The organism is Micromonospora sp. NPDC005215, from assembly GCF_040607915.1.
Classification (GTDB): domain Bacteria; phylum Actinomycetota; class Actinomycetes; order Mycobacteriales; family Micromonosporaceae; genus Micromonospora.
Window position 1 is genome coordinate 17,308 of record NZ_JBEXHQ010000009.1, and the last position, 12,561, is coordinate 29,868.

Consider the following 12,561-nt stretch of genomic DNA (forward strand, 5'->3'; position numbering starts at 1 on the left):
CTTGCCCTCGTCGTCCTTGCCGTTCTCGTCCTTGCCGTTCTCGTCCTTGCCCTCGTGGTCCTTGCCCTTGTCGTCCTTGCCGTTCTCGTCCTTGCCCTCGTGGTCCTTGCCCTTGTCGTCCTTGCCGTTCTCGTCCTTGCCGTTCTCGTCCTTGCCCTCGTCGTCCTTGCCGTTCTCGTGGTCGTAGGAGTCCTCCTCCTCGCCCCACTCGCGGTCCTCGCCCCGGTCTTCCTGGGCCGGCTTGAGCTTGACCTTGCCGGTGACCTTGGACCACACGAACGCGTGCTCCTGCCGATCCGGGCAGATCTCGAGGAGCTTGATCTCTTCGCCGGCCTTGACGACGTGCGGCTTGGCGTAGACCTTGCCGTCCTGGTCCCGGCCGTCGTCGTGGCCGTTGGCGTAGGCGATCCCCGGTGCGAACACCAGGAGCGACGCGCCGCCGAGCGCGGCGCCCGCAACGACCTTCCCGAGCATCTTCTTAGCCATGACCTGCGTCACTCCATCCCTGTTGTCCTGTGCCCGGCGACAACCGAGCTAAGACCGACGTTAGACCGTTTCATGACTTATGAAGTGAAAGATTCGCGTTTTGACCTTTGGTCAAAGTAAGAGGTGAAGGGGTGCTACGCGGCTTTCGGCGCGCCCCGCGCCATCTCTGGCGGCGCGGCGCTTTCCGGGCGACCCGCGGCGTTCGGCGCTCGTCGTGTCGGACCGCCTTGGCCATCCGGTAGTGCCGGCGGCGGTCTCGGACGTGCCGCTCGGGCGTGCACGCAGGTATCGTCCGAAACGGATCCGGGGGTGAGCCGCGCCCGTCACGCATCGAGCCATTGCCATGGAAGCGCTCCCATGTAAGAATCGGCGCACGCGGTTCGGGGAGCCACACCGCGCAGGCAGGCAGTCGAGGGCACCCGGTTCACCGGGGCGACATCCCGCCGTCGATCGACCCGCCACCGCGCTGGTCGTGCATCACCACCACCAAATCGCCCGTCCGGGTCGGGCATCCCCGAAAAATCCCGTTGGCGCCGGCGGCCGTCCGTGCAGGACGCCCACCGGGCCGTCTCGCCGGGCCGTACGTGGGCCCGGTCTCGCCCAAGGAGATCAGTGGCATGAATGTGTGGAGAAGGCTGTCCGGCCAACGCCGGGCCCTCGCGCTCGCCGGCGCGGGTGCCCTGGTCGCCGGCGGGCTGGTGACGATCCCGGTCACCGCGGCGCAGGCTGCGACGCAGTGCGACATCGCGTACACGAGCAATGACTGGCAGGGCGGCTTCACCGCCAACATCACCATCAAGAACCTCGGCGACCCGGTCAACGGCTGGACGCTCGGCTGGACCTTCCCCAACTCCAGCCAGCGGGTGCAGCAGGGCTGGTCGGCGACGTTCGCCCAGTCCGGCAGCCAGGTCACCGCCCGCAGCATGTCCTACAACGGCACCCTCGCCACCGGTGCGTCGACAAGCATCGGCTTCAACGGCGCGTGGAGCGGCAGCAACCCGAAGCCGACCTCGTTCACCCTCAACGGCGTGGTCTGCGGCGGTGGCACCAACCCGACCACGGCACCGCCGACCTCGGCCCCGCCCACCTCGGCCCCGCCGACCACGGCCCCGCCGACCTCGGCCCCGCCGACCACTGGTCCGCCGCCCACCACGCCCCCGCCGGGAGTGAAGGTGGACAACCCCTACGCCGGGGTCCCGGGCTACGTGAACCCGGAGTGGAAGGCCAAGGCGGACGCCGAGACGGGCGGCAGCCGGGTCTCGAACAACCCCACAGCCGTCTGGCTGGACCGGATCGCCGCGATCAACGGCACGCCGAACAGCAGCTCCAACGGCGCCTTCGGGGTGAAGGACCACCTGGACGAGGCGCTGCGCCAGGGCGCCGGCTACATCCAGTTCGTGATCTACAACCTGCCCGGCCGCGACTGCTCGGCGCTCGCCTCCAACGGTGAGCTGGGCCCGAACGAGCTGCCCAGGTACAAGTCCGAGTACATCGACCCGATCGCCGCGATCCAGAGCGACTCGAAGTACCGGAACATCCGGATCATCAACATCATCGAGATCGACTCGCTGCCGAACCTGGTCACCAACACGTCCGGTCAGGCCGGTGGCACTGTCATGTGTGACACGGTCAAGGCCAACGGCGCGTACGTCAACGGTGTCGGCTACGCCCTGGCCAAGCTGGGCGCGATCGGCAACGTCTACAACTACATCGACGCCGGGCACCACGGCTGGCTCGGTTGGGACAGCAACTTCAACCCGTCCGCCGAGATCCTGAAGACCGCCGCTGTCGCCTCCGGCAGCACCGTCAACAACGTGCACGGCTTCATCACCAACACCGCGAACTACTCGGCGCTCACCGAGCCGTACTTCAAGGTCACCGACAACGTCAACGGCCAGACGGTGCGCCAGTCCAAGTGGGTCGACTGGAACTACTACGTCGACGAGCTGTCGTTCGCCCAGGCGTTCCGGACCAAGCTGGTCTCGTTGGGCTTCAACTCCAACATCGGCATGCTTATCGACACGTCCCGCAACGGCTGGGGCGGCGCCAACCGGCCCACCGGCCCGGGCGCGACCACAAGCGTCGACACGTACGTCAACGGTGGTCGGGTCGACCGCCGGGCGCACGCCGGCAACTGGTGCAACCAGTCCGGCGCGGGTCTCGGCGAGCGGCCCCGGGCGAACCCGGCGACGGGCATCGACGCCTACGTCTGGGTGAAGCCGCCGGGCGAGTCGGACGGCTCCAGCTCGGAGATCCCGAACAACGAGGGCAAGGGCTTCGACCGGATGTGCGACCCGACGTACGGCGGTAACGCCCGCAACGGCAACAACCCGACCGGGGCGCTGGGAGGCGCGCCGATCTCGGGTGCGTGGTTCTCCGCCCAGTTCCAGGAGCTCATGCGCAACGCGTACCCGGCGCTCTGACCGGATCGCGCCCGTAACCACCCGCCGCCGGCAGTAGGTGAGGCACTGCCGGCGGCAGGTCCCCCGGGTCCCCGGCCCGACCGTTGAGGTCGGGTCGGGGACCCCCCCTCGTGCCCGATCAGGGCACTGTGCGCTCGATCGCCGCCCGACCCTGCTCGGCCAGATCGCGGCGGGCCTTGTCCAGGTTCTCCGGGGTGAGGTCCTGCCCGCGGGCCATCACCAGATCCTCCGGCTCCCACTGTTGCTCCGCGCCGGTACGGATGTTGTCGCCGCCGGCACCGGTGCCCGTCCCGGTCGCCCCGGTGCCGGCGGCGTACGGGTCGCCGATCAGCTCGTCGGTGTCCGGCGCGAGGTCGTCCGGCCGGCCGCGCGGCTCGGTGAAGCCGGGGGTGTCCTGGTCGGGGCCGCCGCCGGTCCGAAACTGCACGACAGTGACGTCATCGTCCACCGCCGAGGCCACCTCCGGGCTGTCCTCCAACGGCGGTTGGCGATCGCGATCGGTCATGGTGGCGCCTCCTGTGTCCGACACGGTGCCTGGTTGCCCCGGCGTACCCCCTCGTGCCGGGCTCATGCCGAAGGGCCAGCCGTCAGGTGCCGGGCTGCTTCTCGTTGGGGGCCGGCGGCTCCGCCGGGCGCCGCCACTGCCAGAGCAGCATGAGCAGGCCGAAGACGAGCATCACCAACCCGGCCCACAGGTTGATCCGGACCCCCTGGGCCTTGTCGATCTCGGCGGCGCTGTCGAAGATGCCGATCAACGTCACGATGACCCCGTACGCCACGAAGAGGCCACCGATCACCCGACGGATGTCGAACAACCGGGCGGCGGCGGAGCGGCGCTGCTCCTCCTGCGACTCGTCGATCAGCGGGTCCTGTGCCGGCTGGCCGTCGTTGCTCATCTGCCGACTCCTTTCCTAGAAGACCGGGATGTAGAAGAGGGCGGCCAGCGCGACCGCGATCACGCCGAGCAGCACCGGGGAGCGGTACCAGACGGCGTCTCCGGCGAGCACGTCCCCCTTCAGGTCGACGCCACCCATGCCGTAGACCAGCCCGCGCAGCTCCTCGTCGCGCTTCGGCGCGGTGAGCGGGGTGATGATCGCGGCGACCACCACCGCCGTGACGAATGCGAGACCGGCGCCCCAGAAGCTCTCCTCCAGGTCGGAGTTGAAGTCGATGACGCCACCCTTGTAGAGCAGGTAGAGACTGAGCGACACCAGGGTGCCCAGCAGCAGCGACCAGAAGCCGGCCAGCGCGCTCATCCGCTTCCAGAACATGCCGATGATGAAGGTGGCGAAGAGCGGTGCGTTGAAGACGGAGAAGAGCGCCTGGATGTAGTTCATGATGTTGCTGAACCCCGCCGCGATGAACGCCGTGCCGATGCCGACCACCACGGCGGCGACCGTCGCCCACCGACCGACCCGCACGTAGTAGTCGTCCGGCCGGTCGCGGCGGATGTACGCCTGCCAGATGTCGTAGGTGAAGACGGTGTTGAAACCGCTCACGTTGGCAGCCATGCCGGCCATGAACGAGGCCAGCAGGCCGGTGACCGCGACGCCGAGCACGCCGTTGGGGAGCAGGTCGCGCATCAGCAGCGGGATCGCGTTGTTGTACTGCAGGTCGCCGCTCTCCGCGCCGAGACCCTTGACCGTGACCAGGGCCACCAGGCCGGGGATAATCGTGACCAGGGGGATGAACAGCTTCGGGTACGCGGCGATGATCGGCGTACGCCGGGCGGCGCTCATGTTCTTGGCCGAGAGGGCGCGCTGCACCTCGGCGAAGTTCGTCGTCCAGTAGCCGAACGACAGCACGAAACCGAGGCCGAAGACGATGCCGATCCACTGCGCGCCGAGCGGGTTGGCGGTGCTGCCGGTGTCCTGCCAGGCGTGCAGGCCCGCCTCGCCGAGCTTGGAGTCGCGTACCGCGTCCATCAGACCGTTCACCCCGCCGACCTTGACCAGGCCGATCACGGTGACCGGGATGAGGCCGGCCAGGATGACGAAGAACTGGAGCACCTCGTTGTAGATCGCTCCGGTCAGACCACCGATGGTGATGTACGCCAGCACGATCGCCGCGCCGACCACGATCGCGGTCCAGAGCGGCCAGCCGAGCAGTGCCTGCATCACCAGGGCCAGCGCGTAGAGGTTCACGCCGGCGATGAGCACCTGGGCGACGGCGAAGCTGAGCGCGTTGAGCAGGTGGGTGGGGCGGTTGAACCGCAGCCGCAGGTACTCCGGCACGCTGCGGACCTTGGAGCCGTAGTAGAAGGGCATCATCACGATGCCGAGGAAGACCATCGCCGGCACCGCGCCGATCCAGTAGTAGTGGACCGTCATGACGCCGTACTGGGCGCCGTTCGCGGCCATACCGATGATCTCCAGCGCGCCCAGGTTCGCCGAGACGAAGGCGAGCCCGGTCACCCAGGCCGGCAGGGACCGGCCGGAGAGGAAGAAGTCGACGCTGGTCCGGATCGCCCGGCGCGCGGCGATGCCGACCCCGAGGACGGTGACGAAGTACAGCGCCAGAATCAGGTAGTCCAGGCCGTTCATGTTGAGCCGAAGACCGTCGCCGTCCATCCCGTCACCCCTCGTCCCGACGTCTGCGCTGGTTGGTGCGCGCGCGCCCTATTACCCCGTGTGGCCTTTTTCACGCCTCGACGCAGGTTGAGCTGGGTTCGGGCGAATTTCGGGGGTCGCGCGGGCCGGTCGGTCGCCGCCGAGAGCGCGTCAGCCACCGCGCAACGCAAGGGGCGCCCCGGCCGACCGGCCGGGGCGCCCCGTGGTGCGTCGCTCAGCGACCCAGTACGCGGTCCAGGAAGTCCCGGTAGTTGCGCACCGCCATCCGCAGTTGCTCGGTGTCGGCCGAGCCGGCGTCCTGCCACCCGCCCAGCGTGTTCTTCTGCGCGGCCAGCGCCGAGGAGAGAGCCTGGATGGCCTCCTCCACCAGCGACTGCGCCTCGCCGGCCGCCGCGTGCGGATCATCGACGAAACGCAGCTGCACGTCCCGCCAGCGGTCCCGGAAGCCCTGCGCGGTGTCGGTGTCCAGGAGTGTGGCCGGCTCGGCCGCGACGGTCGACCCGGCGGGCCGCGATGTCCCGGCGGCCCCCAACGACGTGCCGTCGGTCTCGGTGTCGACCGGCTCGCCGTCCGCGTCCGGATCGACCATCTCCGGTGTCGCGCTGCCGTAACCGGCCGCACCGGCGGCCACCGCGTCCGGGTCGGCGTCCCGGCGGTGCAACTCGGCCGTGGGGTCGGCCCGCAGGCCCTCACGCTCGCCGTCCTCGGCACCGTCGCCCGGCTGGGCCGTCCGCTCGGCCCTGGCGTCCGGCTGATCCTGCGGATTGGGGCTGGCCAGTGCCGATGCCGCCACCGCGTCGGCCACCGTGGTGGCGCCGAACGCCGTCGGCAGCGGCCCCGGCTCGTGGAAACCGCCCTCGTCGGCGGACCGGTCGTCCCGCCGGTGGCGCGGGTCGGAGTCGTCGGCGCGCTCGTCGTCGACCGGGTCGTACGCGGCATCCCGCTCGGTCGCGTCGGCCCGCTCGATGTCGTCGGATCCCCGGTCGTCCAGGGCATCCTCAGGGACGTCCGAGCGGCCGGCCCGGTCGCCGGTCGGCGGTACCGGGACGGGCGCGGACCGGACGGCCTCCGGGTGGTCGTTGCTCACCTGTTGCTCTTCCTGGCGCATCGGTGGCCTCCTCAGCGGCTCGTGGAGTCGTGGTCCGGGTGGTGGCGCTGTTCGGGCGTACGGTGGCCGACCGGCTCCTCGCCGAGCAGATCGGCGAAGAGTGCCCGGTAGTGCACGACCGCCTGGCGCAGCTCCTCGGTGCTGGCCTCGCCCCGGGAGTTGCGCAGGTGGATTTCGTGCGCGTCGCGGTAGTTGGTCAGCGTGCGAGCGTGCTCGACGGAGAGATGGGCGATCTGGTCGGAGAAGTCCCCGGTCGGGTAGCCCTGCTCCTCGATGAGCCGGGTGACCAGAGCGTCGGCGTCGCCAACCGTTTCGCCGGGTGAGTCGATGAAGCGCACCTGGAGTTCCTCCCAGGCGGCGCTGTAGCGGGCCCGGGACTCCGGGCTGAGCGGGGTGAGCGTGAGCTCGGCGTGCCGGCGTTCCCGGTCGCGCAGTTCGCGCTCGGCGGCGGATCGGCTGTCCTGCTCCTCCACCACCCGGTCGTACTCCGGCCCGAACCGGTCGCGCAGCGCGCGACGGCGGCCGAGCGACCGGACGGCCACGGCCAGCACCGCGACGATCACGAGCACGACGAGCACGATGACGATTACCTGCGTGGGCGACATGGGCTCCTCCTTCGTCACCTGGTATTCCCTCCGCGTACTGATCGCCAATCCCGATCCGGGGCACTTTCTGGCCGGCTTGTGTCCGGGGACGAGAGAAGCGCTGTCCAGGCCCGCGGCGCCGCCAACCTGACCGAGTCCAGAAAGCGCGCCCGCTCAGGTCGACCGGGAGCGGATCCGCCGTCGCGCATCTCGGAGCGTCGATGTCGGCGCGACGGGCAGTAGTGCAACGGCCCCCGATTACGTATCCTGCCCAAGGCGCCCGCGCCGGTGCCCGGTGTCACGCCGGGCGCGCAGCCGGCCGACGCGTTGCCCGGCGGTGCCGGCACCCCTCCTGCCACCCCTGTACGGGCGAGGTCTGATGAGAACCCGCGACTGGCCGATCCGCTCGAAGCTGACCGCGTTGGTCGTCGCGCCGGTGACCGCGCTCCTGGCGCTGTGGATCTTCGCGACCACGCTGACCTTCGGTCCCGCCCTGGACCTGCTCTCCGCCCGCACCCTGCTGTACGACCTGGGCCGCCCCGGCGAGGTCGTGGTCACCGAGCTGCAACGGGAGCGCCGACTCTCGGTGGTGCAGCTCGCGGGCACCGCCCAGCTGCCCGTCCTGGCCGAGCAGCGGGAGCGCACCGACCGGGCCGTCGCCGAGTTGCGCCGCCGCGTCGACGGGGATGCCCTGCGCGACGCCGCGGACGACCCGCTGGAGGCCCGGGTCGACCAGCTGGTCACCGCCCTGGCGGCGCTGCCGGCCGGCCGGAAGTTCATCGACGACCGCAAGGTGGACCGGAGCGGCGCGATCGGCCTGTACAGCGGCATGGTCTCCGCGGCGTTCCAGGCGTTCTCGGCGATGGCGACCCTCAACGACCCGGACCTCAACCGGCAGGCACTGGCGCTCACCGCGTTGGGCCGCTCCCGGGAGCTGCTCGGCCAGAGCGACGCGCTGCTGGCCGGGGCGCTGAGCGCCGGACGGTTCGCCGAGGGGGAGCACGTCCAACTCGTGCAGGCCATCGGCAACCAACGGTGGCTCACCGAGAGCGCCGTGGCCGACCTGCCCGAGGCCGGCCGGGTCGCGTACCAACGGTTGACCGAGGGCGAAGCGTTCGCCCGGCTGCGCACGATGCAGGACGCGCTTGTCGTGGCCAACCGGTCCGGCCGACCGCCGGTCGACGCGGCGGCCTGGCAGACCAGCCATGACGCGGTGCAGCAGCAGTTGCGTGACTTCGAGCTGGCCGAGGCCGACGGTCTCACCGACCGGTCCGTGCCGATGGCGGTACGCATCCTGGTGCGGCTCGCCGCCGCCGGTCTGCTCGGGCTCGTCGCCGTGGTGGTCTCGGTGCTGGTGGCGCTGCGGCTCGGCCGCACGCTGGTCCAGCGCCTCAGTGGCGTCCGCACCGCCGCGCTCGAGTTGGCCGAGCACCGTCTCCCGGACGTGGTGACCCGGTTGCGTCGTGGCGAGCAGGTCGACGTCGCCCGGGAGGCCCCGCCACTGGAGTACGGCTACGACGAGATCGGCGAGGTCGGCCGCGCCTTCACCGAGGTGCAGCGCACCGCCGTCCAGGCCGCCGTGGACGAGGTCACCCTGCGTCGGGGGCTCAACGAGGTCTTCCTCAACATCGCCCGCCGGAGCCAGAGCCTGGTGCACCGTCAGCTGCACCTGCTGGACCGGATGGAGCGCCGCGCCGAGGACCCGGACGAGCTGGCCGAGCTCTTCCAGGTCGACCACCTGGCGACCCGGCTCCGTCGGCACGCCGAGGACCTGGTCATCCTTGCCGGCTCCGCACCCGGCCGCGGTTGGCGAAACCCGGTCGCGATGGTCGACCTGATCCGCGGCGCGATCTCCGAGGTCGAGGCGTACGACCGGGTGGACATCACCGCCGCGCAGCCCGCCGGCGTGTTGGGTCGGGCGGTCGGCGACGTCATCCACCTGCTCGCCGAGCTTGTCGAGAACGCCACCGCCTTCTCCCCGCCGGACACCCGGGTCACCGTCACCGGGGAACAGGTGGCCAACGGGTACGCCCTGCAGATCACCGACCAGGGGTTGGGCATGTCCGCCACGGCCCTGGAGACCGCCAACACCCGGCTGGCCAGCTCGCCGGAGTTCGACCCGGCGCAGAGCGCCCGACTCGGCCTGTTCGTCGTGGCCCGGCTGGCGGCCCGGCACGGCGTACGGGTGCAGTTGCGCCCCTCCGAGCAGGGCGGGGTGACCGCTGTGGTGTTGATCCCCGCCGACCTGGTCACCGCCGAGCCGCCGGCCGGCCCCGATCCCGCCACGCTGCCTGCCGCCTCGGCCGACCCGGCCCGACGGCTGGCCCGCACGGCTCGTCGGGGCGCCGTGCCCCGCAACCGCCCACCCACGGCACCACGCGCCGTCGCCGCACCGCCCGCCCCACCCACCGGCGCACCGACCCCGGCTGAGGGACCGGGCGACGCGGGGTCGGCAGCGGACGACGAGCTGGACGGGCTGCCCCGCCGGGTACGCCGTCGTACCCCCGCCGCCCAGCCCCGGTCGACAGTCACCGACACCCCGACGCCCCGGTCTCCCGAGGAGGTGCGCCGGGTGATGGCGGCCCTGCAGGCCGGCACGGCGCGCGGACGCGCCACCGTCATCACCCCGGCGGCGCCGGCAGCACCAACCGGTCCGGCGGCGCCGGCAGCACCAACCGGTCCGGCGGCCCCGGCCGCCCCGACCGGCGCGGCGACGCCCCCCGAACCCCCGACCGCGACTGAGAGGGACGCCTAGTGCGGCATTCGACGAAGCAGAGCGCCGGCCTGGACTGGTTGCTCGACGAGCTGGTGCAACGGGTGCCGGCCGCCCGGGAGGCGGTGGTGCTGTCCGCCGACGGTCTGTTGCTCGGCTGCTCGGCCGAGTTGGAACGCTCCGACGCGGAGCACCTGTGTGCGCTCGCCGCGGGCTTCTCCAGCCTGGCGCGGGGCGCCAGCCGGCACGTGGACGGCGGCCCGGTCCGGCAGACGGTGGTGGAGATGGAGTCGGCGTACCTCTTCGTCACCGCCGCCGGGCAGGGCGCCTGCCTGGCGGTGGTGAGCGACGCCGACGCGGACATCGGGTTGGTCGCGTACGAGATGGCGATGCTTGTCATCCGGGTGGGGGAGAGCCTCGCCGTGCCGGCCCGATCGTCGGCCGGAGCCGGTGATGCGGGCTGAGCCGCCCGGGCCGCAGCACGAGTGGCTGGACGGCGAGGCCGGCCCGGTGGTGCGCCCGTACACCCTGACCGGAGGCCGGGTACGCTCCGCCGTCGACGATTTCGACCTTGTCGCGTTCGTGCTGGCGGGATCGGACGTCGACGCGGCGGCCCATCCCCACCTGCTCCCGGAGCATCGACGGCTGATCGCGTTGGCCCTCCGGCCGGTGTCGGTGGCCGAGTTGGCAGCCGAACTGGACCTCGCGGTTGGTGTGGTCCGGGTACTACTCGGTGATCTCCTGGCCGAGGGCCTGGTCGCGGTGCACGAGCCGCCGGCCGCCGGAATTCTTCCCGACGACGACATCCTCAAGGCGGTGGTCAGTGGACTCCGTGCGCTATGACCATGCGGGCACCAGCACCACCATCCCGCTGGCATTGAAGATCCTCATCGCGGGAGGCTTCGGGGCTGGCAAGACGACGCTGGTCAGTGCCCTGAGCGAGGTGCGTCCGTTGCAGACGGAGGAGGTGTTGACCGGCGCCGGTATCGGCACCGACGACGTCTCCGGGGTGGAGGGTAAGTCGACCACCACGGTGGCGATGGACTTCGGCCGGATCACCATCAACGACGACCTGCAGGTCTACCTGTTCGGCACCCCGGGCCAGGATCGGTTCTGGTTCCTGTGGGACGAGTTGGCCTTCGGCGCGCTCGGCGCGGTGGTGCTCGCCGACACCCGTCGGCTGGCCGACTGTTTCCCGTCCATCGACTACTTCGAGCAGCGTGGCATCCCGTTCGTGGTGGGCGTGAACTGCTTCGACGACTCCCGCCGGTTCAACCTGGAGACCGTACGCCGGGCACTCGACCTGGACCCGGACGTGCCGATGGTGCTCTGCGACGCCCGGGACCGGCAGTCCGGAAAGATGGTGTTGATCTCCTTGGTCGAGCATGTCGCCCGGCAGCGCGGGGAGCCGGTGCCGACGGCCTGAGATCCGGCCGGCAAAGCCGGTTAACCGGCGGGCGATGCGGGCAGCCTCTGGTTGGATCAGCGGAGGATGCCGGCGGAGGAGTGGGACGTGAGCGGTCACTGTGAGGTCGTCCACATCGGGGGCTACACCGCGCAGAGTGGCGGGCGGGGCAGCGGCATCGTCGCCGCCCATCGCGACCCGACGACCGGGGCGCTGACCCCGCTCGGCACGGTGGCGGTCACACCGTCCCCCTCCTTCCTGGCGCGGCACCCCGCCCAACCGGTGCTGTACGCGGTCAACGAGTTGACGGCCGGGGAGATCAGCGCCTGGCGGGTCGGGCCGGACGGCGCGCTGGATCCGCTGGGCAGCCGGTCGACCGGTGGCGCCGAGCCCTGTCACCTGGCGGTGCTGCCCGGCGGCGACCACCTGGTGGTGGCCAACTACGGCAGCGGCAGCGTGGCGGTCTTCGCGCTCGACCCGCAGGGGGTGCCCGGCGAACGCACCGACCTGGTGGTGCACGAGGGGCACGGCCCCGACCCGCAGCGGCAGGACCACGCGCACGCCCACATGGTCTCGCCGGGGGCGGGCCGGGGGCCGCTCCTCGCTGTGGATCTCGGCACCGACTCGGTCTACCGGTACGACCTGGACGAGGCGAGCGGGCGACTGGTGCCCCGTGCGCCTCGCATCCGCACGAGGCCCGGCACCGGGCCCCGGCACCTGGCCCGCCACCCGGACGGGCGGCGTTGCTACCTCGTCGGCGAGCTGGACGCCTCCGTCACCGCGTACGAGCTGACCGACGACGGCGCGTTGCGCCAGCGGGGTCGGGTCGAGGCGAGCGAGCGGCCCGGTCACGTTCAGCCCTCGGAGGTCGCGGTCAGCCCGGACGGCCGGTTTCTCTACGTCGCCAACCGGGGAGTGGGGACCCTGTCTGCCTTCACCCTGGCCGGGGAGCTGCCCGAGCTGGTGGCCGAAGTGGACACCGGTGGGGAGTGGCCCCGCCACTTCGCGCTGATCGGGGAGCACCTCTACGTCGCCGACGAACGGGCCGACATGGTGCGGGTCTTCCGGCGCGACGTCGAGACCGGCGTTCCGCAGGCAGTCGGAGAGCCGGTGCCGGTGCCGAGCCCGACGTGTGTGCTGCCGTGAGCGCCGACACGCAGACGCGAGGCTGACGCTGATTCGACAACACCTCGGGGCCGCTGCGTCACGCTGTGTTGCGAAATGGTGGTCAACTGTTTCTCCTCTGTAACTTTAGTCCGAACGGATGTGGCA

The 12,561-nt window shown here is 71.2% G+C and carries 11 protein-coding genes and 1 pseudogene; 6 read left to right on the forward strand and 6 right to left on the reverse strand.

Features of this window, described 5'->3' with window-relative positions:
- Window positions 1–486, reverse strand: a pseudogene (locus tag ABZU25_RS09725) (hypothetical protein); the annotation flags it as partial.
- Between the two features lie 617 nt (window positions 487–1,103).
- Here ABZU25_RS09725 and ABZU25_RS09730 point away from each other — a divergent pair.
- Window positions 1,104–2,909, forward strand: coding sequence for a glycoside hydrolase family 6 protein (locus ABZU25_RS09730; RefSeq protein WP_355028917.1), 1,806 nt, complete (start codon window positions 1,104–1,106; stop codon window positions 2,907–2,909).
- 118 nt (window positions 2,910–3,027) lie between these two features.
- Here ABZU25_RS09730 and ABZU25_RS09735 read toward each other — a convergent pair whose 3' ends face one another.
- The 5 genes from ABZU25_RS09735 to ABZU25_RS09755 form a co-directional block, all read right to left on the reverse strand.
- Window positions 3,028–3,414, reverse strand: coding sequence for a hypothetical protein (locus ABZU25_RS09735; protein WP_355028918.1), 387 nt, complete (start codon window positions 3,412–3,414; stop codon window positions 3,028–3,030).
- A gap of 82 nt (window positions 3,415–3,496) precedes the next feature.
- Window positions 3,497–3,805, reverse strand: coding sequence for a hypothetical protein (locus ABZU25_RS09740; protein ID WP_355028919.1), 309 nt, complete (start codon window positions 3,803–3,805; stop codon window positions 3,497–3,499).
- A gap of 15 nt (window positions 3,806–3,820) precedes the next feature.
- A complete protein-coding gene (locus tag ABZU25_RS09745; RefSeq protein WP_355028920.1) occupies window positions 3,821–5,479 on the reverse strand; it encodes a sodium:solute symporter family protein in 1,659 nt (552 codons plus the stop codon).
- 214 nt (window positions 5,480–5,693) lie between these two features.
- Window positions 5,694–6,587, reverse strand: a complete 894-nt coding sequence (locus tag ABZU25_RS09750; RefSeq protein ID WP_355028921.1) for a hypothetical protein — start codon at window positions 6,585–6,587, stop codon at window positions 5,694–5,696.
- An 11-nt stretch (window positions 6,588–6,598) separates the two neighbouring features.
- Window positions 6,599–7,192, reverse strand: coding sequence for a hypothetical protein (locus ABZU25_RS09755; protein ID WP_355028922.1), 594 nt, complete (start codon window positions 7,190–7,192; stop codon window positions 6,599–6,601).
- A gap of 358 nt (window positions 7,193–7,550) precedes the next feature.
- Here ABZU25_RS09755 and ABZU25_RS09760 point away from each other — a divergent pair, with 358 nt between their 5' ends.
- The 5 genes from ABZU25_RS09760 to ABZU25_RS09780 all read left to right on the forward strand — a co-directional run bounded on the left by ABZU25_RS09760 (window position 7,551) and on the right by ABZU25_RS09780 (window position 12,435).
- Window positions 7,551–9,926: a nitrate- and nitrite sensing domain-containing protein gene (locus ABZU25_RS09760; RefSeq protein ID WP_355028923.1), complete on the forward strand. Its 2,376-nt coding sequence runs from the start codon at window positions 7,551–7,553 to the stop codon at window positions 9,924–9,926.
- Window positions 9,926–10,348, forward strand: a complete 423-nt coding sequence (locus ABZU25_RS09765) for a roadblock/LC7 domain-containing protein (protein ID WP_355028924.1) — start codon at window positions 9,926–9,928, stop codon at window positions 10,346–10,348. Before ABZU25_RS09760 ends, ABZU25_RS09765 begins: the two co-directional genes overlap by 1 nt.
- Window positions 10,338–10,727, forward strand: a complete 390-nt coding sequence (locus ABZU25_RS09770; RefSeq protein ID WP_355028925.1) for a DUF742 domain-containing protein — start codon at window positions 10,338–10,340, stop codon at window positions 10,725–10,727. The genes ABZU25_RS09765 and ABZU25_RS09770 overlap by 11 nt, the downstream gene beginning before the upstream one ends.
- The gene (locus ABZU25_RS09775) at window positions 10,708–11,310 is read left to right on the forward strand and encodes an ATP/GTP-binding protein (protein ID WP_355028926.1); all 603 of its coding nucleotides are present in this window, start codon (window positions 10,708–10,710) and stop codon (window positions 11,308–11,310) included. The genes ABZU25_RS09770 and ABZU25_RS09775 overlap by 20 nt, the downstream gene beginning before the upstream one ends.
- A gap of 87 nt (window positions 11,311–11,397) precedes the next feature.
- Window positions 11,398–12,435 (forward strand): lactonase family protein, encoded by a 1,038-nt coding sequence (locus ABZU25_RS09780; protein ID WP_355028927.1) that lies wholly within the window; start codon window positions 11,398–11,400, stop codon window positions 12,433–12,435.
- The last annotated feature ends 126 nt before the right edge of the window (window positions 12,436–12,561 follow it).

What these genes read in the sequence shown, in the direction of transcription:
- ABZU25_RS09730 (WP_355028917.1), top strand. Translation starts at nt 1,104, where the DNA reads ATGAATGTGTGGAGAAGGCTGTCCGGCCAACGCCGGGCCCTCGCGCTC.
- ABZU25_RS09750 (WP_355028921.1), bottom strand. Translation starts at nt 6,587, where the DNA reads ATGCGCCAGGAAGAGCAACAGGTGAGCAACGACCACCCGGAGGCCGTC.
- ABZU25_RS09755 (WP_355028922.1), bottom strand. Translation starts at nt 7,192, where the DNA reads ATGTCGCCCACGCAGGTAATCGTCATCGTGCTCGTCGTGCTCGTGATC.
- ABZU25_RS09735 (WP_355028918.1), bottom strand. Translation starts at nt 3,414, where the DNA reads ATGACCGATCGCGATCGCCAACCGCCGTTGGAGGACAGCCCGGAGGTG.
- ABZU25_RS09760 (WP_355028923.1), top strand. Translation starts at nt 7,551, where the DNA reads ATGAGAACCCGCGACTGGCCGATCCGCTCGAAGCTGACCGCGTTGGTC.
- ABZU25_RS09770 (WP_355028925.1), top strand. Translation starts at nt 10,338, where the DNA reads ATGCGGGCTGAGCCGCCCGGGCCGCAGCACGAGTGGCTGGACGGCGAG.
- ABZU25_RS09740 (WP_355028919.1), bottom strand. Translation starts at nt 3,805, where the DNA reads ATGAGCAACGACGGCCAGCCGGCACAGGACCCGCTGATCGACGAGTCG.
- ABZU25_RS09745 (WP_355028920.1), bottom strand. Translation starts at nt 5,479, where the DNA reads ATGGACGGCGACGGTCTTCGGCTCAACATGAACGGCCTGGACTACCTG.